The sequence below is a fragment of the Kosakonia oryzendophytica genome, from assembly GCF_027886705.1.
Classification (GTDB): Bacteria; Pseudomonadota; Gammaproteobacteria; order Enterobacterales; family Enterobacteriaceae; genus Kosakonia; species Kosakonia oryzendophytica.
Map to the genome: position 1 here is coordinate 449,509 of NZ_CP115659.1, position 22,475 is coordinate 471,983.

Genomic DNA, 22,475 nt, shown 5'->3' on the forward strand with positions numbered 1-22,475 from the left:
TTTAAAGCGCAGATGCTGTCGGAGCTTTCTCCACAGCCGGAGAGAGTATAAGCAATCAGTCAGCATGAAAAAAAATCGCGCTTTTTTGAAATGGGCGGGGGGGAAGTACCCCCTGCTGGACGATATCGAAAGGCATCTGCCACAAGGCGAATGCCTTATCGAGCCGTTCGTCGGCGCGGGGTCGGTGTTCCTCAACACGTCGTTCTCTCGCTATATCCTCGCTGATATCAACAGCGATTTGATTAGCCTCTACAACATTGTTAAAGACCGTGCTGATGAGTATGTGCATCATGCGCGGGAACTGTTCACGCCAGAAACCAATCAGTCTGTGGTTTACTATCCGCTGCGCGATGAGTTTAATGCCTGCCAGGATGCGTTCCGACGAGCAGTGCTGTTTTTGTATCTCAACCGTCATGGTTACAATGGTCTTTGCCGTTATAACCTGCGTGGCGAATTTAACGTGCCGTTCGGACGTTATAAAAAACCCTATTTCCCGGAAGCAGAGTTGTATCACTTTGCAGAAAAAGCGCAGAATGCCTTCTTTTACTGCGAATCTTACGCCGACAGCATGGCGCGCGCCGACGAGAACTCCGTAGTGTATTGCGATCCTCCCTATGCGCCGCTCTCCGCTACCGCTAATTTTACGGCGTATCACACAAACAGTTTCAATCTGGAGCAGCAGGCGCATCTGGCGGCGATTGCCGAAAGCCTGGTGCAGAACCGGATCCCGGTATTAATTTCCAACCACGATACAGCGCTCACGCGCGAGTGGTACCGTCAGGCAAAATTGCATGTGGTGAAAGTGCGACGCAGTATTAGCAGTAACGGCGGCACGCGTAAAAAGGTGGATGAATTGCTGGCGCTTTACCGACCGGCAACCCGGTAACCTGCTTTCACCGCGCCGCCAGCCTGCCGACTTATCAATTTTCAAGGAGATGCGGATGAAACAGTATTTAATTGCCCCTTCGATTCTGTCGGCTGATTTTGCCCGTCTGGGTGAAGACACCGCCAATGCACTGTCTGCCGGGGCGGATGTCGTTCATTTCGACGTGATGGATAATCACTACGTCCCGAACCTGACGATTGGTCCGATGGTGCTGAAAGCGCTGCGCAACTATGGCATAACCGCGCCAATTGACGTGCATCTGATGGTGAAACCGGTCGATCGTCTGGTTCCTGACTTTGCCGCCGCTGGCGCCAGCATTATTACCTTTCATCCTGAAGCGTCTGAGCACGTTGACCGCACGTTGCAGCTTATTAAAGAACATGGCTGTAAAGCCGGGCTGGTGTTTAACCCGGCCACGCCGCTGAGCTACCTTGATTATGTGATGGATAAGCTGGATGTGATTTTGCTGATGTCCGTTAACCCGGGCTTTGGCGGTCAGTCTTTTATTCCGCACACGCTGGACAAATTGCGTGAAGTCCGCCGTCGCATTGACGCGTCCGGATTTGATATTCGTCTGGAAGTCGACGGCGGTGTGAATGTGAACAATATTGGCGAAATTGCCGCCGCGGGGGCGGACATGTTCGTCGCGGGGTCGGCGATTTTCGACCAACCGGATTACAAAAAAGTTATTGATGAAATGCGTCGCGAACTGGCAAAGGTAAGTCATGAGTAAAATGCAGTCAATTCGGGGTATTGCTTTTGATTTGGATGGCACGCTGGTAGACAGCGCACCGGGTCTGACCGCTGCCGTAGACAGCGCATTATACGCGCTGGAGTTGCCGCAGGCCGGAGAGGCACGCGTGGTGACCTGGATTGGTAACGGCGCCGATGTACTGATGGAGCGCGCGTTTAACTGGTCACGCCAGGAGCGTGCTATCCAGCGCGCTGCACAAGGTAAACCGGATGTTGATACCGGAGATGTGCCGCAGGAAGAACAGGTTCGTATGCTGCGAAAACTGTTTAACCGTTACTACGAAGAGACGGTGGAAGAGGGCAGTTTTCTGTTCCCGGATGTCGCAGATACGCTGGCGGCGTTACAGGCTAAAGGTTTGCCTCTGGCGCTGGTTACCAACAAGCCGACGCCGTTTGTCGCACCGTTACTTGAAGCACTCGGTATTGCACAGTACTTCACCTTTGTGGTGGGTGGCGACGACGTCGTGAACAAAAAGCCGCATCCGGAACCGTTGCTTCTGGTATGTAAAAAGCTCAATATTCAGACTCATGAGTTGCTTTTCGTCGGCGACTCGCGTAATGACATTCTCGCCGCTCAGGCGGCAGGCAGCACCTCTGTGGGGCTGACTTACGGTTACAACTACGGCGAAGACATCACCTTAAGCAAACCAGACTTCGTGTTTGAAAGCTTAAAAGATTTACTGCCCGCACTCGGGCTCCCGCACAGTGAAAATCAGGAAACGAAAAATGACTAAGCCCATCGTTTTTAGCGGCGCACAGCCCTCCGGTGAATTAACCATTGGCAACTATATGGGTGCGCTGCGTCAGTGGGTGAACATGCAGGATGACTATCACTGTATCTACTGCATCGTTGACCAGCATGCCATCACCGTGCGCCAGGATCCGCAGGCGCTGCGCAAGGCCACGCTGGATACTCTCGCACTCTACCTGGCCTGTGGTATCGATCCGCAGAAGAGCACCATTTTCGTTCAGTCCCACGTTCCTGAACATGCCCAGTTGGGCTGGGCGCTGAACTGCTACACCTATTTCGGCGAACTGAGCCGTATGACTCAGTTCAAAGATAAATCTGCACGCTATGCAGAAAACATTAACGCCGGTCTGTTTGACTATCCGGTACTGATGGCGGCGGACATTCTGTTGTATCAGACGAACCAGGTGCCAGTGGGTGAAGATCAGAAACAGCATCTGGAACTGAGCCGCGATATTGCACAGCGTTTTAACGCCATTTATGGCGATATCTTTAAGGTACCGGAGCCGTTTATTCCGAAATCTGGCGCGCGTGTGATGTCGCTGCTGGAGCCGACCAAAAAGATGTCCAAGTCGGACGATAACCGCAACAACGTTATTGGCCTGCTGGAAGATCCAAAATCAGTCGTGAAGAAAATCAAACGTGCGGTTACCGACTCCGATGAGCCGCCGGTAGTGCGTTACGACATTGCCAACAAAGCGGGTGTCTCTAACTTGCTGGATATTCTCTCTGCGGTGACGGGCCAGAGTATTCCTGAGCTGGAACAACACTTCGAAGGCAAAATGTACGGTCACCTTAAGGGTGAAGTCGCGGATGCGGTATCCGGCATGCTGACCGAGTTGCAGGAGCGTTACCACCGTTATCGCAATGACGAAGCTTTCTTGCAGCAGGTGATGAAAGACGGAGCGGAGAAAGCCAGCGCCCGTGCGTCTGAAACGCTGAAAAAAGTCTACGAAGCGATTGGTTTTGTGGCAAAACCGTAATCGCGGACGAAATAAAAGGGCAGGTTTAACCTGCCCTTTTTTCTGTCTTTAAAACCACTTCAGCTTATCGCGTAGCGCCACCACGCGGCCAACAATGATCAGCGCCGGGCTTTCTACCTGCAGTGCCAGCTCACCGAGTTGCGACAAACGTCCGTTGACCACACGCTGTTGTACCGAGGTGCCGTTTTCCACCACTGCCACCGGCATATCTTCCTGCATGCCATGTGCAATCAGCTGTGCCTGAATAGTGGCAGCCTGATTGAGGCCCATATAGAACACCAGTGTCTGCTTTTCTGCTGCCAGATTGGCCCAGTCCAGCTCTCCCCCGGTTTTCAAATGCCCGGTAACCAGCCTGACGCTTTGCGCATAATCGCGGTGGGTTAACGGAATGCCGGAATAGGCGGAACACCCCGAGGCTGCCGTAATGCCTGGTACAACCGAGAAAGGAATGCCCGCATGACACAGGGTTTCCAGCTCTTCACCGCCGCGCCCGAAGATAAACGGATCGCCGCCTTTCAGTCGCACGACGCGTTTACCATTTTGCGCCTCACGCAGCAGGATCTGGTTGATCTCCGCCTGCGGTACGCAGTGGTAACCTGCACGCTTACCGACAAACACACGATCGGCATCGCGGCGCACCAGTTTCATAATGTCGTCGGAGACCAGTCGATCATATACCACCACATCCGCCTGCTGGATTTGCTGCAAACCTTTCAGGGTCAGCAACCCGGCATCACCAGGGCCAGCACCCACCAGCACCACTTCGCCACGGCTATCCAGCGGCTCCGCCAGCAGTTGCTCAGTGATGTTATTGACGGCTGGCATGTCCTGGTTAGCCAGCGATTGCGCGAGTCTGTCGTTAACGAACAATTTTTCCCAGAAACGGCGGCGTTCGCTAACGGTGGCAAAATGTTGCTTCACCCGGCTGCGTAGCTTTCCGGCGAACCGCGCCACCTGCCCGAGATGTTGTGGCAGCAACGACTCCAGTTTCTCACGCAGCAAACGTGCCAGCACCGGCGACGTACCACCGGAGGAAACGGCCACCATCAGCGGCGAGCGGTCGATAATTGACGGCATAATAAAGCTCGCCTGCGTGGGGGCATCCACCACGTTACAGAAAATGCGGCGGGCTTCTGCGGCATCGCTGACGCGTTGATTCACTGCCTCATTGTCGGTGGCGGCAATGGCCAACCAGCACGCATCCAGTAGCGTTTCGGTGAATTCTCCTTCCACCAACGTCAGCATGCCTTCCTCTGCCCAGACGGTGAACTGGGGAACAAAAGAGAGAGCATTGACGGTAAGTCGTGCACCCGCGTCCATTAACAGCCGGGCTTTACGTTCGGCAACATCACCGCCGCCGACAAGCAGGCAGTGGCGATCGCGTAGCTGGCAAAAAATTGGTAAGTGATCCACGACATTACCCCGATAAATTAGTTATCTGCTATTGGCTGGCTTTTCACGGTATTGACCGCAGATGGGCGCTCTGATTTTGGCGTAGCATACCAGTAACCCAGCCCCATAAATACGGCGCCGGAGAAAGTATTGCCCAGCGTTACCCACAGCAGGTTATGGCCAATGCCAGAGAGGGTATATGCATCGCTATGATGACCAAACCAGGAGAGCGCAAACAGGGTCATATTGGCAACGGAGTGCTCGTAGCCGGAAGCAATAAATGCCAGCAGACACCACCAGATAGCGATAAATTTTGCCGCCCCTTCGGTGCGGATCGCCATCCAGATCGCCAGGCAGACCAGCCAGTTGCACAGCGCGCCTTTAAAGAACAGCACCGAGGCGGGCGCGTTGGTTTTTGCCAGCGCAACGGTGTGCAAAATAGAGGTATCCACCGGCAGCAGGCTGCCGCCACCCCAGCTGTACAGCAGTGCAACAAAAACGGAACCCAGCAGGTTACCCAGCCAGGTTTGCGGCAAAATGGTCCACATCTGAGTGTGGCTAATGCTGCCTGCTTTAACGCCCAACGTCAGAAACATGGTGTGGCCGGTAAACAGTTCAGAGCCAGCGATGATCACCAGCGTTAATGCAAGACCAAACGTTGCCCCCATTACCAGCGGGCGGACCGAGGGATCGAGCAGATTGCCGAGTGTGAAAATCAAAATAATGGCAAGCCCAACGTAAGCGCCTGCCATCGCGGAACTCACCCAAAAACCCAGTGGATTTAGTGAAGCGAGGCGTGCAATGCGCGCAGCGTTAGCCGCGCACTTATTAATTGTGTCGGTAAACATCGTGTTGATTATCCAAAGTTAAAAAGAAAAGTTTAAAAATCAAAAAGTAACGGCGGGAGCATTGCACCCCCGCCGGGGTATCACGCTTTAATCTGTACAGCACCGTCTTTAACGCGCGCTTCAAAATGCGCGACAGAGCGGCTTTCATCTTCCATGCACAGCCCGTCACGCAGGCGGAAACGCTGTTTTTTCAACGGGCTGGCAACCCACAGCTCGCCCTGATGCTCCGCAATCAGCCCACGAGACAGCACGCTGGACTGGAAGAACGGATCGATATTGCTGATGGCGTAAATCTGGTCGTCGTGGCGCGGGCGAAAAATCGCCACTTGCTGATCGTTCACCAGGGCGCAAACGCCGGTGGCTGGCAAAATGTCGTCGATTTTGCAGATGGTGTTCCACTGACTCATGCGTTTTCCTCCACTAACGTTACCGGGATGCGTTCATACGGGGTCGCCGGACGATGCTGCTGGCGCTCTGGCACGACCTGCACGTTCGGGTCGCGACGATCGCTGTTAATAAAGTGTTTGAAGCGTGTCTGCGCGGCTGGCGTATTCACGGTTTCGGTCCATTCACAGATCACCGCGTCGCGCAGGCGAGTCATTTCTGCTTCGAGTTGAGCATCAAAGCCGAGCTTGTCATCAATAATCACGCTTTTCAGGTAGTCGATGCCGCCTTCCATGCTCTCCAGCCAGGACGCGGTACGTGTCAGTTTGTCCGCGGTGCGGATGTAGAACATCATAAAGCGGTCGAGATAGTGCAACAGCGTGTCATGGTCGAGGTCCGCCGCCAGCAAATCAGCGTGACGCGGTTTCATGCCGCCGTTACCGCAGACATACAGGTTCCAGCCTTTCTCAGTGGCGATAATCCCCACATCTTTGCCCTGCGCTTCCGCACATTCACGGGTGCAGCCAGAAACGCCGAATTTCATTTTGTGTGGCGTACGAATGCCTTTGTAGCGGTTTTCCAGCTCAACGCCGAGCCCGACGCTATCGCCGACGCCATAGCGACACCAGGTCGAGCCGACGCAGGTTTTCGCCATGCGTAACGCTTTGGCATAGGCGTGACCGGTTTCGAAACCAGCATCGATCAACTGACGCCAGATTTCCGGCAGGTCATCTTTTTGCGCGCCAAACAGACCAATACGCTGTGACCCGGTGATTTTGGTGTAAAGATTAAATTCGCGAGCGATACGACCGACTTCCATCAGACCCTCCGGCGTGATTTCACCACCGGCGGAACGCGGGATCACCGAATAGGTGCCGTCTTTCTGGATGTTGGCAAGAAAGTTATCGTTGGTATCCTGCAACGGCGTATGTTGCGGTTTCAGGATGTACTCATTCCAGCAGGATGCCAGCAGTGAGCCAACGGTCGGTTTACACACTTCGCAACCGTAACCTTTACCGTATTTCGCCAACAGTTCGTCGAAGGATTTGATCCCTTCTACGCGAATCAGGTGATACAGCTCCTGGCGAGAATAGGCGAAGTGTTCGCACAGATTGTTGGTGATTTCGATGCCTTGTTTCGCCAGTTCTGCATTCAGGACCTGCGTCACCAGAGGGATACAACCGCCGCAGCCGGTACCGGCTTTGGTTTCGGCTTTCAGCGCCGCAACCGTATGGCACCCTTTGTTAATGGCGGCAATCAGGTCGCCTTTGGTCACATCGAAGCAGGAGCAAATTTGCGCGCTATCCGGCAGCTTATCGACACCGATAGAGGGTTTGCCGCTGCTGGCATGCGCCGGCAGGATCAGCGCGTCCGGGTTTTCCGGTAGCTCAATGGCGTTCAGCACCAGTTGCAGCAGGTTGCCGAAGTCGCTGGTGTCGCCCACCAATACCGCACCGAGCAGGGTTTTATTATCCGGGCTGACAATCAGGCGTTTGTAGACTTCTTTGCTTTCATCAAGATAAACGTAGCTACGTGCGCCCGGTGTACGGCCATGCGCATCGCCAATGCCGCCAACGTCAACGCCGAGCAGTTTCAGCTTGGCGCTGAGATCCGCGCCTTCAAACGCATTTTGCTTGCCAAGAATATGATCCACGGCGACCTGCGCCATTTTGTAACCCGGCGCGACCAGACCGTAAACGCGATTGCTCCAGCTTGCGCATTCGCCGATGGCGTAGATATCCGGATCGGAGGTTTGGCAGGTGTCGTTAATGACAATACCGCCGCGTTGCGCGATCTCCAGACCGCATTGCGTGGCCAGCTTATCGCGCGGGCGAATACCGGTAGAGAAGACGATAAAGTCAACTTCCAGCGCGCTGCCGTCGGCAAAGTGCATCGTTTTACGTGCTTCCGTGCCTTGCTGGACAATCTCTTTGGTGTTTTTGCTGGTGTGCACACGCACGCCCATACTTTCGATTTTGCGTTTAAGCTGCTCGCCGCCCATCTGGTCGAGCTGCTCTGCCATGAGCATGGGTGCAAATTCAATAACGTGCGTTTCGACGCCCAGGTTTTTCAGTGCGCCTGCGGCTTCCAGACCGAGCAGGCCGCCGCCTACCACTGCACCGCGGCGGCTACGACGTGCGCACGACTCAATGGCGTTCAAATCTTCAATAGTACGGTAGACGAAACAGTCCTGCGTTTCGGAACCTTTAATCGGTGGGATCCACGGATACGAACCTGTAGCCATGATCAGTTTGTCGTACCAGACGGTGCGCCCGGCGCTGGAATGAATCACCTTTTCCTGACGGTTAATGGTGATAGCGCGTTCACCGACCAACACTTTAACGCCATGTTTCTCATAAAAACCTTCACGTACCAGTGACAGCTCTTCAGCCGTGTGGTGAGAGAAGTAGGACGAGAGATGGACGCGGTCGTAGGCTTTACGCGGCTCTTCACAGAAAACGGTAATGTCGAATTCGGACGCGTCGGCTTTATCGAGGAGGTCCTCAATGAAGCGGTGGCCGACCATGCCGTTACCGATAATAGCGAGTTTGACTTTGCTCATTTTTGCCTCGATTTCTTTTCTATTACTGCCTACCTTAACGATTCAGCTTCGGGGCTTATTGATGTGCATCAAATACATCTTCGCATACCACTTAATGAGTAGATGTTTGATTTTTATTGGTTTTTATAAGTTGTGGATATAACAGGCTTTTCTGGTTTGCAGAAATTGTGTACAAAAAGAGAGGTCTTTTTGCCTGCTCGTCTGATCCGAAATAGCAGACGAAAACAGAGGGAGTAGCGTGATGTCTACAGCACCGCTTTGGTTAGTCCAGAATGTGCATTTACCGGGTCGCGATGGTGTGTGGCAAATTGCGATCGAGAACGGGCGCTTTGGTGATATTACGCCAATGGGGTCGTCGCACAGCGACAGTTATGAGGTGCTGAATGCGCGCGGCGGGTTGGCGTTGCCGCCGTTTATTGAGCCGCATATTCATCTCGACACGACACAAACCGCCGGGGAGCCGAACTGGAATCAATCCGGTACGTTGTTTGAAGGCATTGAGCGCTGGGCCGAGCGCAAGGCGCTGCTCAGCCACGACGATGTGAAGCGCCGTGCGTGGCAAACCCTGAAATGGCAAATGGCCAACGGCGTGCAGTATGTCCGCACCCATGTTGATGTTTCCGACCCTTCTTTGACGGCATTAAAAGCGATGCTGGAAGTGAAAGCCGAAGTGGCGCCATGGATAACTTTGCAAATTGTCGCTTTTCCGCAGGAAGGGATTCTCTCCTACCCCAATGGCGCAGCGTTACTGGAAGAGGCGCTTCGGTTAGGCGCGGATGTGGTGGGGGCGATCCCGCATTTTGAATTTACCCGGGAGTATGGCGTCGAATCGCTGCATATTGCCTTTGCGCTGGCGCAGAAGTATGACCGCCCGCTGGATATTCACTGCGATGAAATTGATGATGAGCAGTCGCGCTTTGTGGAAACGGTCGCGGCGCTGGCGTTAAAAATGGGTATTGGCCCGCGAGTGACGGCCAGCCATACCACGGCCATGCACTCTTACAACGGGGCTTATACCTCTCGTTTGTTCCGCTTGTTAAAACTTTCCGGCATTAACTTTGTTGCTAATCCGCTGGTCAATATTCATTTGCAGGGGCGCTTTGATAATTACCCCAAACGCCGGGGCATTACGCGGGTAAAAGAGCTGCTGGCCGCGGGGATTAATGTCTGCTTCGGTCACGATGATGTGTTCGATCCGTGGTATCCGCTGGGCACAGGCAATATGTTGCAGGTACTGCATATGGGGCTGCATGTTTGCCAGCTTATGGGCTATCAGCAAATTGATGAGGGGCTGCGCTTAATCACCCATAACAGCGCCCGTACCTTTGGTCTGACAGAGTACGGCATTGTTCCGGGCAATCCGGCAAATATGATTATCTTACCGGTGGAAAGCGGCTTTGACGCGGTGCGTTGCCAGGCGCCGGTACGCTGGTCGATTCGCCAGGGGCGGGTGATTGCCACTACGCAACCGGCGCAAACCTGGGTACAGACGGACTGTGGCGGTGAAGAGGTGGTTTTCAGCCGTCATAACGCACAAAAATAGCGATTCATCAGGCAGTATGCTTTTACAAAGCGCTGCCTGGTGTTACATATGTTTCCAAATACGTAAAATTGAGTAAAAGGCTGGCCTGCTGGCTGACTGCTCTTTAGAATCAAGCCACTCGCTTTCTTTACTGCTCTTCGTTAAGGAAACCTAATGGTTAAATCGACTCTGGCGGCCGTTGCGGCTGTTTTTGCGCTTTCTGGTCTCTCCTCTGCTGCGTTCGCCGCAAAAGGCGACCCTCATGTTCTGCTCACCACTTCTGCAGGTAATATCGAACTGGAGCTGAACAACCAGAAAGCCCCTGTGTCGGTAAAAAACTTCCTTGATTATGTGAACAACGGTTTTTACAACAACACGACGTTTCACCGTGTGATCCCGGGGTTTATGATTCAGGGCGGGGGTTTTAACGAGCAGATGCAGCAAAAGCAGCCTAATCCGCCGATCAAAAACGAAGCTGACAACGGTTTACGCAATACCCGCGGTACTATTGCGATGGCGCGCACAGCAGATAAAGACAGCGCCACCAGCCAGTTCTTTATCAACGTTGCAGATAATGCCTTCCTCGATCATGGCCAGCGCGATTTTGGCTATGCCGTTTTCGGTAAAGTTGTGAAAGGCATGGATGTCGCCGATAAGATTTCTCAGGTACAGACTCATGACTTCGGTCCTTATCAGAATGTCCCGTCAAAACCGATAGTTATCCTCTCCGCTAAAGTACTGCCGTAAGTCTTTTCCGCACGGGTCAGCCGGCCCGTGCTGCTTCGTCTTCTCTGCGTAACGCAAAATTGCTGCTTATACTTGTGGCAACTGTGTGAAACAGGGAGGCGCTATGACCAAAAAACTCACCGACAGGCAAAAATCCCGTCTCTGGGAGCAGCAGCGCAACGCCAATTTCCAGGCCAGCAGGCGTCTGGAGGGGGTCGATACCCCGCTGGTGACGCTCACTACCGCCGAAGCGAACGCGCGTCTTGATGAACTCAGGAGGCACTATGAGCGATAAATTTGGCGACGGGCGCGATCCCTATCTCTACCCCGGTTTGAACGTGATGCGCAATGTGCTGGGCATCCGGCAAGCGCAACGGCTGGAACAGGCTGCGTATGAATTGACGGCCTTACGAGCGGCAACGCTGGAGCTTGGCCCGCTTGCGCGGGGGCTGCCGCATTTGTGCGCTATCCATCATCATCTCTATCAGGACGTCTTTGATTGGGCCGGGCAGTTTCGTGAGGTCGATATCTATCAGGGCGATACACGCTTTTGCCATTTCGGGTACATCGAGAAAGAGGGCAATGCGCTGATGCAGCAACTGGAAAACGAAGAGTGGCTGTGTGGCCTGGAAAAAGCGGAATTTGTCGAGCGTCTGGCCCACTTCTACTGTGAAATCAATATGCTGCATCCATTCCGCCTCGGTAATGGTATTGCGCAGCGTATTTTCTTTGAACAACTGGCGCTGCACGCTGATTTCTCGCTTGACTGGCGGGAAGCCGACCCTGCGCGCTGGGGGGCGGCGAACCAGGCCGGAGCAATGGGGGATTTAGCGTCGCTCTGCGCGATCTTCAGCAAAGTAGTAAGCGAAGCCAGCGAAAGCGAGTAAACTAGCGCGGTTTGCTACCACAGAGGCCGCCATGATCCTGCTTATCGACAATTACGACTCTTTTACCTGGAACCTGTATCAATATTTCTGCGAGTTAGGGGCAAGCGTAGAGGTCAGACGTAATGATGAGATAGGGCTGGCGGATATCGCTGCGCTGGCACCGCAAAAAATCGTTATCTCACCTGGCCCTTGTACACCGGATGAGTCCGGTATTTCGTTAGACGTGATCCGCCATTACGCCGGAAAATGTCCCCTTCTTGGTGTCTGCCTTGGCCATCAGGCGATTGCGCAGGCGTTTGGCGCCACGATCGTGCGCGCGGCAAAAGTGATGCACGGTAAAACCTCGCCAATCAGCCATGATGGCACTGGGGTGTTTACCGGCCTTAATAATCCATTAACCGTCACGCGATACCATTCACTGGTTATCGATCCGCGTACGTTATCCGGCGACTTTGTGGTCACGGCGTGGAGTGAAAGCGGTGAAATTATGGGGATCCGTCATCGACAGTGGGATCTGGAAGGGGTGCAGTTTCACCCGGAAAGCATCCTGAGCGAGCAAGGGCATCAGCTACTGAAAAACTTCCTCAGTCGGTGATTTGTGGTTGCCATGCAGTGATTTTTTATGCATATTTCGTGATTATATTTTCATAATCAATGCTGCATATTAATAGGTGGGCATGACATGGCAACTCAGCAAGACGCAATTACGCGCGCAACATTCGATGACGTTATTCTGCCAATTTACGCACCAGCCGAGTTTATCCCGGTGAAGGGAAAAGGCAGCCGTGTGTGGGATCAGCAGGGTAAAGAGTATGTTGATTTTGCAGGTGGTATTGCCGTCACGGCGTTAGGTCATTGCCATCCGGCGTTGGTGGAAACGCTGAAAACGCAGGGGGAAACCCTGTGGCATACCAGCAATGTGTTCACTAACGAACCGGCGCTGCGCCTGGCGCGGAAACTGATTAACGCCACGTTTGCCGAGCGCGTGGTGTTTATGAATTCGGGGACTGAAGCCAACGAAACCGCATTTAAGCTGGCGCGTTTTTATGCATCTACGCGCCATAGCCCATATAAAACCAAAATCATCGCTTTTCATCATGCCTTCCATGGCCGTTCACTGTTCACCGTGAGCGTGGGGGGGCAACCGAAGTACTCCGACGGCTTTGGTCCGAAACCGGCAGACATTATCCATGTACCGTTTAACGATCTGCATGCGGTAAAAGCGGTGATGGACGATCACACCTGTGCGGTGGTGGTTGAGCCGATTCAGGGTGAAGGCGGCGTTACGGCGGCGTCACCGGAGTTTCTTAAAGGCTTACGTGAACTGTGCGACCAGCACGATGCGTTGCTGGTGTTTGATGAAGTCCAGTGCGGTATGGGACGTTGTGGTGAGCTGTTTGCTTATATGCACTATGGTGTCACGCCAGACATTCTCACCAGTGCGAAAGCGCTGGGCGGTGGTTTCCCCATCAGCGCCATGCTGACCACCCATGAGATTGCCAGCGTGTTCCATGCTGGTTCACACGGTTCGACATACGGCGGCAACCCGCTGGCGTGCGCCGTTGCTGGTACGGCGTTTGATATTATCAATACGCCAGACGTGCTGAGCGGAGTGAATGAAAAACGCCAGCTGTTTGTTAAACATTTGCAGCAAATCGGCGAGAAATTCGACCTGTTCAGCGATATTCGCGGTATGGGACTGTTGGTTGGCGCAGAGTTAAAAGCAGCGTACAAAGGCCGCGCTCGCGATTTCCTCTACGCGGCGGCCGATGCGGGCGTAATGGTGCTGAATGCCGGCCCGGATGTGATGCGCTTTGCGCCTTCGCTGGTGATAGACGAGCAGGACATTAACGAAGGGATGAACCGTTTTGCCGCTGCGGTGGCGAAAGTGGTCAACGGCTAACCCCGCAGGCTGCGGGTCAACCAGATGCCATGATGTGGGCGCTGACGCCATGCTACCGACGAAATGGTATGCATGGTGTTCAGATGCCCGAGCACCCGCTGTAGATGTTGCTCCAGGGTGCTCATCGGCCCGTGGGTCAATGTCTCCGGCGCCTCCAGAATATTCACATCCCCCGACTCGCCCGGCCCGTCATACTCCAGTCGCTGCTGGCAGCGTTGCAGGGCAATTTCACAGGATTGCAAATAGCGTTGTGCCAGATCCGGCGTCAGCATGGTGTGTTCGCGTGCGAGGGTCGTCATGGCGTTGATATGCTCAACAATAAACTGGCTGTGTGTCACCCAGAGCTTCATGTCCTCAAGGTAGCGGGTATTGAATCCCGGCTCGAGCATGGCCTGATTCAGTGAGTTGAACAGCGCATTGTGCGCCTGGTTGACGCGCATCCGTTGCCAGGCCAGCGGAGTGGGCTTCGGGTTATCGCTGAGTATCAGGCGAATAGCCTCCTGGTAGGTTTCCAGCGCGTCATGAGCGTTCTGCCGCAACAGACCACTTTGCCATTGCGGCCATAGCCAGACCATGCCGCCGAAGGCAATCAGGCAACCGAGCAGCGTATCGATCAGTCTGGCGACAATAAACTCCTCGCCGTTGAGCGTCAGCAGTTGCAGGGTATACACGGCGGTAATGGTAAAGCCGACCATCGCCCAGCCGTAGTTCTTACGGATGATCAGATAGCTTATCAGGGTGATCAGCAACATGGCCGCCAGCGTGACGCCGAGCGGTACGTGAAAGTGCAGGGCAATCCCGGCAATCATCAGCCCGGCGAGCGTGCCGGCCGCCCGGTGCACAATACGCACCCGTGTTGCACCATAGCCATTTTGCGTCACAAACATGATAGTCATCATGATCCAGTACGGCTTCGGCAAATGCAGTGCGCTCCCCATCAGACTGGCAATGCTGAGCATCACGCTGATACGCGCAGCATTACGCAACGCCGCAGATTTCAATGATAAATAACTTTTGAGCGCCGGAATGAGCGGCAGGCGCCGCTGCTTTTCTGCCATTAAATCGCGCAGATAGAGCGGACGTTGGGTTCGCAGCACACGGGCGATACGGCTAAAGTGCCAGGCGCAAAACTGACCGACCGGGTTTTCCGGATGCTGGCGGGCGATTTTTTCCAGCGCGCCAACCTGCTTGTCCATGGTGAAACGTGTCGGATAGCGATGATAGAGAATGTCATCCGCCAGGACGCGCAGGCGGGCGGAGACGGTTTGTGCATTCCAGCGGATCACCTGTTCAGCATGGGTCTGTTCCACCAGTTTTTGCACCTCTTCCGGCTGGTGCAGGCTGACAGAAATATGCTCCTGTAAATCCAACGCCATCTGGAAGACGCGCAGCAGACGTTTGTAATCATTGTGTTGATTGGCCGCCAGCATATGCAGTTGCTGATAGCACGTACTTATCATATCCACCGCTTTTTGTTGGCGTGCGAGTAGCGGCGGCAAGGCTTTTTCCGGATCGGCATGTTGCGTCAACAAGCTGTATTTGGCTTCGCAATAATCAGCCAGTTGCCGGTAGAGCAGGCTGAGTGATTCGCGCAGCGGCTGTTCGCGCCACATCCAGAACCAGAACCAGTTAAACGCGCCGTACCAGAGTGTACCCAGTGCATAAATTAGCAGGGGCTCCCACACGGGCATACTGCCCGCAAGACTCAGCGTGAAGATGGCGGCTATCAGCGACGCAGGCAGCAGCCGCCCGTGCAATGCGCTGATCTCGGCGGTCACACCGAGCAGTAAAGTGAGAACGGTAAAAATCAGCGGCAGAGGCAGGGCTTCGGCCAGCAGAAGCTGTACGGCAAGACTGCATCCGGCAAACAGCGAACCGCCAATAATCAGACGTTTAAAGAAGCGTTTATGCGGGGTATCAAGACCGGCAATATTGCAGCAGGCAGGAACCAGAGAAAACAGCAGGCCCTGTTGGAGATGGCCGACGATTAACCCAATCGCCACGGGCAAACATAACACCAGCGTTTGTCGCAGTGCATAGTTGATTTCGGGGTGATAAATCAGCCTGCGCCACATGAGGAAACAAAAACGGCGCGCCGGATGATCAACGCGCCGTTTTGCGGATTAACGGGTTCCGTAAACCACGATGGTTTTACCGTGGGCGGAGATCAGGTTCTGATCTTCCAGCATTTTCAGAATACGGCCCACCGTTTCACGGGAGCAACCGACGATCTGACCAATTTCCTGACGGGTAATTTTAATTTGCATGCCGTCCGGGTGGGTCATGGCATCCGGCTGTTTCGCCAGGTTCAACAGTGTTTGTGCGATACGACCTGTTACGTCCAGGAAGGCGAGGTTACCCACTTTCTCCGACGTGACCTGCAGGCGGCGCGCCATTTGCGAGGAGAGACGCATCAGAATGTCCGGGTTAACCTGGATCAACTGACGGAATTTTTTGTAGGAGATTTCGGCCACTTCACATGCGGTCTTAGCGCGTACCCATGCACTGCGCTCCTGACCTTCTTCGAACAGTCCCAGTTCACCGATAAAGTCTCCCTGATTCAGGTAGGAGAGAATCATCTCTTTCCCTTCCTCATCCTTGATCAGCACTGCCACTGAGCCTTTGACGATGTAATACAACGTTTCCGCTTTTTCACCCTGGTGAATCAGCGTGCTCTTCGACGGGTACTTATGAATGTGGCAATGAGACAAGAACCATTCGAGAGTCGGGTCTGTTTGCGGTTTGCCAAGCACCATGCGCGATTATCCTCTGTTATAAGCTGTCTCCAGACACAGGATGTGCACCCTGCGTCTGGGGTTGCAATCTAAACACGCTATCATTCGACTTCGTGTCTTCGCTTCCAAAATCCTCGGAAGTGGACCGTCAGCGTTATCTGCGGCCTCTAATCAATGATGTCCTTTGCGTACATGCGTAATGTCAATGTATCTCTGTAGCATCCAGATTGTTTTAGCATAGCTTTTACCGCATGTCTCCTGGTGTCTCGCTTCAGCATGACGCAGGTCGCCTTCCGTTGCGACTTTTGTTATGTGCGCGTAATCTGTAAAGAAAATTGCAACTCCGGAGTAAATCAAAATGCAGGCTCGTGTGAAATGGGTGGAAGGGTTAACGTTCCTCGGTGAGTCCGCATCGGGTCACCAAATCCTGATGGACGGCAACTCAGGTGACAAAGCGCCAAGCCCGATGGAAATGGTGCTGATGGCCGCAGGCGGATGCAGCGCGATCGACGTGGTTTCTATCCTGCAAAAAGGGCGTCATAACGTGACGGACTGCGAAGTGAAACTGACGTCGGAACGTCGCGAAGAAGCGCCGCGTCTGTTTACGCATATCAATCTGCACTTTATTGTCACCGGCCACGATCTGAAAGATGCGGCGGTTTCCCGGGCGGTGGATCTGTCGGCGGAGAAGTATTGCTCCGTAGCGTTGATGCTGGAAAAAGCGGTGAACATCACCCATTCCTACGAAGTCATCGAAGCCTGACGGACGATGCCCGGTAGCGTCAGGCTTACCGGGCATAATTCGACCACTGCTATTTGATCTTTTTCCCTTCCATCAGCCGTTGCACCAGTGGTGTCATAATCAGCTCCATCGCCAGCCCCATCTTGCCGCCCGGCACCACCAGCGTGTCCATATGGGAAATAAACGAACCTTGCAGCATCGCTAATAACCACGGGTAATCTATCCCTTCCAGATTGCGGAAATGGATCACCACAAAACTCTCATCCAGCGAGGGAATGCCTTTTGCCGCAAACGGGTTTGAGGTATCGACGGTCGGGACGCGCTGGAAGTTAATATGGGTGCGGGAAAATTGCGGGGTGATGAAGTTGATATAGTCTTCCATTGAACGCACGACGGAGTCCATCACCGCTTCGCGAGAATGCCCGCGCTCGCTGGTATCGCGCACCAGCTTTTGGATCCACTCCAGGTTAACAATCGGCACCACGCCAACCAACAAGTCCACATAACGCGACACGTCATGCTGCGGCGTCACAACGCCGCCATGCAGCCCTTCGTAAAACAGCACATCTGTGGGTTCCGGCAAGGGTTGCCAGGGGGTAAACGTACCCGGCACCTGATTCCACGGCACGGCTTCATCGTAGGTATGGAGATATTTCCGCGCCTGGCCTTTTCCGGTCTGACCATACTCGCTAAAGGTTTGCTCCAGCAGCCCAAAATCATTTGCTTCCGGGCCAAAGTAGCTGATATGCCGCCCAAGATCGCGGGCTTTGCGGATCGCCATATCCATTTCCGGGCGGGTAAAGCGATGAAAACTGTCGCCTTCCACCTCGGCGGCCTGCATACCAAGCTGGGCGAAGATTTTACGGAAGGCAAGGCTGGTGGTGGTGGTTCCCGCACCGCTGGAACCGGTGACGGCAATAACCGGGTGTTTGGCGGACATAGCAACTCCCTGAATCAACGATTGTTTTCAGTATAGCCAGCCGCCCGGCACCCTGTTAGTCCCGGAACTGCCCGCGCGGCATAATATTTACCGTCTCGTGCAGTTCAGACCACACCAGCACGGCTTCACCGCGTTGCAGTTGCCGTTTAACGTCGGCGACCTTTTGTTCAAGCGAACGTTCATGTTCACCATAATCGGTGCCTTCGCGCAAGACAAAGCTCTCAATAAGATTGTCCAGCGTTTCGGTTGCGATATCTTGCCAGGGAATGATCATTTGGACTCCAGATAAGTGGATAGCCAGTCCGGAATACGCGTTTCGAGCCACATTTCCGGGTGGCGTAATGTTCCGCCGACAAAACCAACATGACCCCCGTGTTCAGTCAATTGGTACTCAATATTCGCCGGCAAATGCCCGATATCCGGGATCACGTTATGATCCATAAATGGATCATCTTTGGCGTGAATGATCAGCGTCGGTTTGCGAATATCCGGCAGTACCGGCATTGCGCTACAGCGGCGATAGTAGTCCAGCGCGTCGGCAAAGCCGTGAATTTTCGCAGTGATCAAATCGTCAAACTCGCGGATGCGCCGCACTTTGCGCAGCGCCGACAGCGTTAACGGCAGTGACCCCGGGTAAGCACGTAACTTTCGCGCCGCATTGGCTTTCAGCAAGTTCAGCAAGTAGCGCTGATAGACGCGGGAGAAACCTTTATCCATGTGGTAGCTGCACGCTTCCAGCACCAGTGGTGCTGACACAATCACCGCCGCATCGACTGGCAGGTTGTCATCTGCTTTCGCCAGCAGACAGCCGAGCATGTTGCCGCCAAGCGAGTAACCGACTGCCGCCGTCGGCGCTGCGCCAAACGTTTCGCGCAGCCAGTGCAAAAACCAGGTGCCATCTTCGGTTTCACCAGAGTGATAGATGCGGTTGAGTCGATTAGGGATGCCGCTACAGCCGCGGAAATGCATCACCACACCCAGCCAGCCGCGCTGTTTGGCCGCATAAACCAGACCGTGGGCATAAGGGCTGTGCAGGCTGCCCTCAAGACCGTGAAAGACCACCAAACGCGGTTTATGCCGCGCCTGATACGGTTCTTCACTCCAGGCGAGATCAACAAAATCGCCATCCGGCAGCTCAAGGCGCTGCCACCACGGCTCAAACTGCAGGCGACGACGTAAAAGACGTGGCAGCATCGTTTGTAGATGCGGATTACGCGCACCCGGCATCGGATGAAAGTTGTGCGCGTCTCCCTGATTTTCAAGGAAATTTGCCGGTGTAATATCTGCCATCTTAATAAGAAATTTAAGTTAATAGACGGTTATTATACTTGCTAACAATTAGGCTGTTTAATACTTTGCTGCTGTTGTAACGTATTAGCCTTTGCAGGCAGCTTCATAAAGACTTCAGAAAAGCAGCGATTACATTACCGCTGTCTGCCATTTACCCATTGAGGACGTATTGGATGACGGAAAATACCTCGCTTGACCTCGCAACGCCGCAGCAAGTAAACCAGTCGATGAATGACCTGCCGGGCAGTGAGCATTTAACCCCGGCGGATCACGCGCAAATCCAGCATATTGTCGAAGCGATCAATATTACCGACCCGGCCTTTTCGTTGGGTTTTGGCGCAAAAACCATGAACAGCATCTCGCAGTTCTCCGACTCTCTGATGCAGGAAGTGCGGGCAAAAGATGCGGGCATTATCGGTACGCAACTGACCGAGTTGCTGCAAAAAATCAAAGGGGTGGACATCAACGCCTTTGAGCAAAAACCGGGCTTTCTCGCCTCACTGCCGCTGCTGGGATCGCTGTTTAACCGCATTGAGCGCACGTTGCTGGAGTACCAGACGCTGTCTCAACAGGTGGAAAGCATCACCGCAAAGCTGAATGACGCGATGGTTGATTTATTGCGCAATATTTCCGTGCTCGAGACCCTCTTTGAGCGTAACCGCGAGGTTTTTCAGCAAATTACGCTGCACATTATTGCCGGTAAGCAAAAGCTGGAGCAGATAAAACAGAATGAACTGCCCGCTTTGCAGGCACAGGCAGCATCGGACCCGATGAACGCGCAGCGCGTGCGCGATCTGCTGGAAGGTATTCAGCGCTTTGAGCGTCGCCTGCATGATTTGATGGTATCGCGCACGATTGCGATGCAGTCCGCCCCGCAAATTCGCCTGATGCAGAGCAACAGCCAGTCACTGGCAGAAAAGATCCAAAGCAGCATTCTTTCCACCATTCCGGTATGGAAAAGCCAGATAGCGCTGGCCATGTCACTGCAAACCCAGCGTCAGGCGGCGAAACTGCAAAAAGAGGTGGCGGATACCACCAATGATTTACTGCGCCGCAATGCGGAAATGCTGCAAACCGGCACGCTGGAAACGGCGCGTGAGGTGGAGCGGTCAGTGGTGGATATCGACACCCTGCGCGATGTGCAGTCGCGGTTGCTGAGTACCATTGAAGAGTCAGTGAAAATTGCTACTGACGCGCGTCAACGCCGATCTGAAGTAGAAAAAGAGCTACTCACAATGGAAAACGAGCTGCGCGATCGCCTGGCAAGCATAAGCCGCGACCCGGCCCGCCAGCCTTAAGTCAGGGAAGATAGCATGATTGAAAAGTTAGCCGCCGCACTCAATAAGATGCGCTCTACGCGCCTGCGGCGCTTCTCGCTGCAGGTTTTTGTGTTTTATCTCGCCGGTATCTACGCCGCTATTTTTGTCCGTTGGGCGAAGGAGAGCCAGTTAGCTTACGCGCCGGATAACACGCTGGGCGCCACCATGTCTATCCTCTGCTGGGTAGGGTTTGTCATTCTTTACCGTACGCTGGTTTATGACCGTATCGCGTTCTATGCGGGCCTGATTGCCGGTTTTACATGGCTCTTATTCGGCGATGCTGTGGTGATGCCATTTTGGGCCGGAAGTATGGCGCTGCTGGTCCATCTTTACCGCAGCCGACGGGATTTCTCACCCCTTCTTATCTGGTACCTGTTTATCGCCACTGTCCCGACAATCGCGGCGTATACCGATCAATACTCCCTGATGGCGCATCCTTTCTATCTGGTGCTTTTTGTCGTTTTGCTGCTCGCTTACTTCGTATATGAATACGCACAAAAGGTTAACGCCCGCAGAAAGGCGGCAATAGAGGCGATGCGCGAAGAGGCTGAACTGGCGAAAGAGGAGGTCGCTTTCACCGAGCAAACGCTGGATCAGCAGATTGCACGGCTGGAAAAAATGGCGAAACTGCCTGAGCTGGTACAACAAGAGCTGACGGATATCACCGCCGCCGCGCGGCTGATTCGTCACTGTATGGAAACCGATAAAAGGGATAGCGAGCCAGGGCGGCAGTTTTTACAACGCTATCTGCCTATCGTGGAGAACATCGTTACTAAAGGGCAAACCCTTGCCAGACAACTGGACGATCCTGAAAAGCGGCAGCAGTCGATAACGGAACAGCTTGATGCGCTGGCATCCCTTAGACAGGCGTTTCGTCAGCATCACCAGAAGCTGCTGGAAAATGACTCGGACGATCTCAGCATCGAGATCAAAGTGCTGGAAAAAATCCTCAAAACTGACGGTTATAACACCTGACCGAACGCCCGCCGCCGTGCGGGCGTTTTACTTCCCGGCCATCAATCTTTTCCCTTCGCAATAATGGCTTAAGACACGTTATGCGCAGCGGTTGGTTTAATCGGTTAATAAATTGCGCGAAAACAGGTGGATATCAACATCCGGTTTACGCCGCCACAGCCGCGCTTTTCGTGCTCCGGTCGCCACGCTTTCCCCGGTTTCTTCAAACATGCCGGACGCTTCAAAACGGCGGATCAGACTTTTACGCTGAATAGGCTGGCCAAGAATAATCTCGGTCGCTTCCTGGAGTTGCGTCTGTGTGAACGTTTCCGGCAGACAGTAAACCGGCAGGAGCGAGTACATGGTTTTCTGTCGTAACCGGTGCTGCGCCGCCTGAATAATATCACGATGATCGAAGGCCAGCTCATACTGATCCAGTTCACTGACCGGCACCCATTTGGCATTGCTGACGCTGGCAATGTGCGGTGCGCAAGAAACCCACGAGATCAGGGCGAACCAGGCAACGGTCAGGCTCCAGCCGCGCGGGTCGCGTTGTGGACCGGAAAAGGTATCCAGTTGTTCAAGCCAGGAGGGAGAGACGCCGGTTTTCTCGATCAGCTTACGCAGCGCCGTGGCACGGGTGGAATCGTCCTTCGCCATATCAATAAAACCACCGGGTAACCCCCAACGCCCTTGTTGCGGCTGGCTGGCACGCTCAACCAACAACACGCAAAGCACCTGCTGATGCAGGGTAAACAACACACTGTCGACCGTCACCAAAGGTGAAGGAAAACGGCTGGCATCATAAGAGTCAAGATACTCTGCTTCGCTGATCATCGCTTACTCGCTTAATTTCACACGTCCCAAGTTTATCAGCCTGCCAAAGTGCGGCAAGCTAAC

General features: G+C 53.9%; 23 protein-coding genes. 13 read left to right on the forward strand and 10 right to left on the reverse strand.

Going from position 1 to position 22,475, the window contains the following annotated elements; genetic code table 11:
• Positions 1-64 precede the first annotated feature (64 nt).
• The 4 genes from dam to trpS are packed head-to-tail and all read left to right on the forward strand — an operon-like array spanning position 65 to position 3,370.
• Positions 65-886, forward strand: coding sequence for an adenine-specific DNA-methyltransferase (dam, locus tag O9K67_RS02050; RefSeq protein ID WP_061492879.1), 822 nt, complete (start codon positions 65-67; stop codon positions 884-886).
• Between the two features lie 55 nt (positions 887-941).
• On the forward strand, positions 942-1,619 hold the full coding sequence (rpe, locus tag O9K67_RS02055; RefSeq protein ID WP_061492880.1) for a ribulose-phosphate 3-epimerase: 678 nt from the start codon (positions 942-944) through the stop codon (positions 1,617-1,619).
• Positions 1,612-2,373 carry a phosphoglycolate phosphatase gene (gph, locus tag O9K67_RS02060; protein WP_061492881.1) on the forward strand — a complete coding sequence of 254 codons (762 nt, stop codon included), beginning with the start codon at positions 1,612-1,614 and terminating at the stop codon, positions 2,371-2,373. Before rpe ends, gph begins: the two co-directional genes overlap by 8 nt.
• Positions 2,366-3,370, forward strand: a complete 1,005-nt coding sequence (gene trpS / locus O9K67_RS02065) for a tryptophan--tRNA ligase (protein WP_061492882.1) — start codon at positions 2,366-2,368, stop codon at positions 3,368-3,370. The genes gph and trpS overlap by 8 nt, the downstream gene beginning before the upstream one ends.
• Before the next feature lie 48 nt (positions 3,371-3,418).
• Here trpS and cysG read toward each other — a convergent pair whose 3' ends face one another.
• From cysG to nirB, 4 genes are all read right to left on the reverse strand, one after another.
• Complete coding sequence (gene cysG, locus O9K67_RS02070; RefSeq protein ID WP_061492883.1) at positions 3,419-4,783, reverse strand: siroheme synthase CysG; 1,365 nt, start codon at positions 4,781-4,783, stop codon at positions 3,419-3,421.
• A 17-nt stretch (positions 4,784-4,800) separates the two neighbouring features.
• Positions 4,801-5,610 (reverse strand): nitrite transporter NirC, encoded by an 810-nt coding sequence (nirC, locus tag O9K67_RS02075; protein WP_061492884.1) that lies wholly within the window; start codon positions 5,608-5,610, stop codon positions 4,801-4,803.
• Between the two features lie 80 nt (positions 5,611-5,690).
• A complete protein-coding gene (gene nirD, locus O9K67_RS02080) occupies positions 5,691-6,017 on the reverse strand; it encodes a nitrite reductase small subunit NirD (protein WP_061492885.1) in 327 nt (108 codons plus the stop codon).
• On the reverse strand, positions 6,014-8,557 hold the full coding sequence (nirB, locus tag O9K67_RS02085) for a nitrite reductase large subunit NirB (RefSeq protein ID WP_061492886.1): 2,544 nt from the start codon (positions 8,555-8,557) through the stop codon (positions 6,014-6,016). The genes nirD and nirB overlap by 4 nt, the downstream gene beginning before the upstream one ends.
• A 241-nt stretch (positions 8,558-8,798) precedes the next feature.
• Between nirB and O9K67_RS02090 the strand changes: the two genes are divergently transcribed.
• The 6 genes from O9K67_RS02090 to argD all read left to right on the forward strand — a co-directional run bounded on the left by O9K67_RS02090 (position 8,799) and on the right by argD (position 13,595).
• Positions 8,799-10,100 (forward strand): cytosine deaminase, encoded by a 1,302-nt coding sequence (locus O9K67_RS02090; protein ID WP_061492887.1) that lies wholly within the window; start codon positions 8,799-8,801, stop codon positions 10,098-10,100.
• 153 nt (positions 10,101-10,253) lie between these two features.
• A complete protein-coding gene (gene ppiA / locus O9K67_RS02095) occupies positions 10,254-10,826 on the forward strand; it encodes a peptidylprolyl isomerase A (RefSeq protein WP_061492888.1) in 573 nt (190 codons plus the stop codon).
• Positions 10,827-10,929: 103 nt separating this feature from the next.
• Complete coding sequence (locus O9K67_RS02100; RefSeq protein ID WP_071889841.1) at positions 10,930-11,100, forward strand: YhfG family protein; 171 nt, start codon at positions 10,930-10,932, stop codon at positions 11,098-11,100.
• On the forward strand, positions 11,090-11,692 hold the full coding sequence (locus O9K67_RS02105; protein WP_061492889.1) for a putative adenosine monophosphate-protein transferase Fic: 603 nt from the start codon (positions 11,090-11,092) through the stop codon (positions 11,690-11,692). The genes O9K67_RS02100 and O9K67_RS02105 overlap by 11 nt, the downstream gene beginning before the upstream one ends.
• A 31-nt stretch (positions 11,693-11,723) precedes the next feature.
• Positions 11,724-12,287, forward strand: coding sequence for an aminodeoxychorismate synthase component 2 (gene pabA, locus O9K67_RS02110; protein ID WP_061492890.1), 564 nt, complete (start codon positions 11,724-11,726; stop codon positions 12,285-12,287).
• 87 nt (positions 12,288-12,374) lie between these two features.
• On the forward strand, positions 12,375-13,595 hold the full coding sequence (argD, locus tag O9K67_RS02115; RefSeq protein ID WP_061492891.1) for a bifunctional acetylornithine/succinyldiaminopimelate transaminase: 1,221 nt from the start codon (positions 12,375-12,377) through the stop codon (positions 13,593-13,595).
• Here argD and O9K67_RS02120 read toward each other — a convergent pair.
• Both O9K67_RS02120 and crp read right to left on the reverse strand, forming a co-directional pair.
• Entirely contained in the window at positions 13,592-15,670 is a 2,079-nt protein-coding gene (locus tag O9K67_RS02120) for a YccS/YhfK family putative transporter (RefSeq protein WP_061492892.1), read from the reverse strand. The two genes, argD and O9K67_RS02120, sit on opposite strands and share 4 nt — an antisense overlap.
• Before the next feature lie 48 nt (positions 15,671-15,718).
• Positions 15,719-16,351, reverse strand: a complete 633-nt coding sequence (gene crp / locus O9K67_RS02125) for a cAMP-activated global transcriptional regulator CRP (protein WP_000242758.1) — start codon at positions 16,349-16,351, stop codon at positions 15,719-15,721.
• 337 nt (positions 16,352-16,688) lie between these two features.
• Between crp and O9K67_RS02130 the strand changes: the two genes are divergently transcribed.
• Entirely contained in the window at positions 16,689-17,093 is a 405-nt protein-coding gene (locus tag O9K67_RS02130) for an OsmC family protein (RefSeq protein WP_061492893.1), read from the forward strand.
• A 49-nt stretch (positions 17,094-17,142) separates the two neighbouring features.
• Here the strand turns inward: O9K67_RS02130 and O9K67_RS02135 are convergent, their stop codons facing one another.
• From O9K67_RS02135 to O9K67_RS02145, 3 genes are read right to left on the reverse strand one after another with little or no spacing between them, the layout of a single operon-like run.
• Entirely contained in the window at positions 17,143-18,012 is an 870-nt protein-coding gene (locus O9K67_RS02135; RefSeq protein ID WP_061492894.1) for a phosphoribulokinase, read from the reverse strand.
• 55 nt (positions 18,013-18,067) lie between these two features.
• Positions 18,068-18,286 (reverse strand): YheU family protein, encoded by a 219-nt coding sequence (locus O9K67_RS02140; protein ID WP_061492895.1) that lies wholly within the window; start codon positions 18,284-18,286, stop codon positions 18,068-18,070.
• A complete protein-coding gene (locus O9K67_RS02145; RefSeq protein ID WP_061492896.1) occupies positions 18,283-19,302 on the reverse strand; it encodes a hydrolase in 1,020 nt (339 codons plus the stop codon). The genes O9K67_RS02140 and O9K67_RS02145 overlap by 4 nt, the downstream gene beginning before the upstream one ends.
• 173 nt (positions 19,303-19,475) lie before the next feature.
• Here O9K67_RS02145 and O9K67_RS02150 point away from each other — a divergent pair, with 173 nt between their 5' ends.
• Both O9K67_RS02150 and O9K67_RS02155 read left to right on the forward strand, forming a co-directional pair.
• A complete protein-coding gene (locus O9K67_RS02150; protein ID WP_061492897.1) occupies positions 19,476-20,600 on the forward strand; it encodes a toxic anion resistance protein in 1,125 nt (374 codons plus the stop codon).
• Positions 20,601-20,615: 15 nt separating this feature from the next.
• Positions 20,616-21,596 (forward strand): 5-bromo-4-chloroindolyl phosphate hydrolysis family protein, encoded by a 981-nt coding sequence (locus O9K67_RS02155; RefSeq protein WP_061492898.1) that lies wholly within the window; start codon positions 20,616-20,618, stop codon positions 21,594-21,596.
• A 96-nt stretch (positions 21,597-21,692) separates the two neighbouring features.
• Here the strand turns inward: O9K67_RS02155 and O9K67_RS02160 are convergent, their stop codons facing one another.
• Entirely contained in the window at positions 21,693-22,412 is a 720-nt protein-coding gene (locus tag O9K67_RS02160) for an NUDIX hydrolase (RefSeq protein WP_061492899.1), read from the reverse strand.
• Between the last annotated feature and the right edge of the window lie 63 nt (positions 22,413-22,475).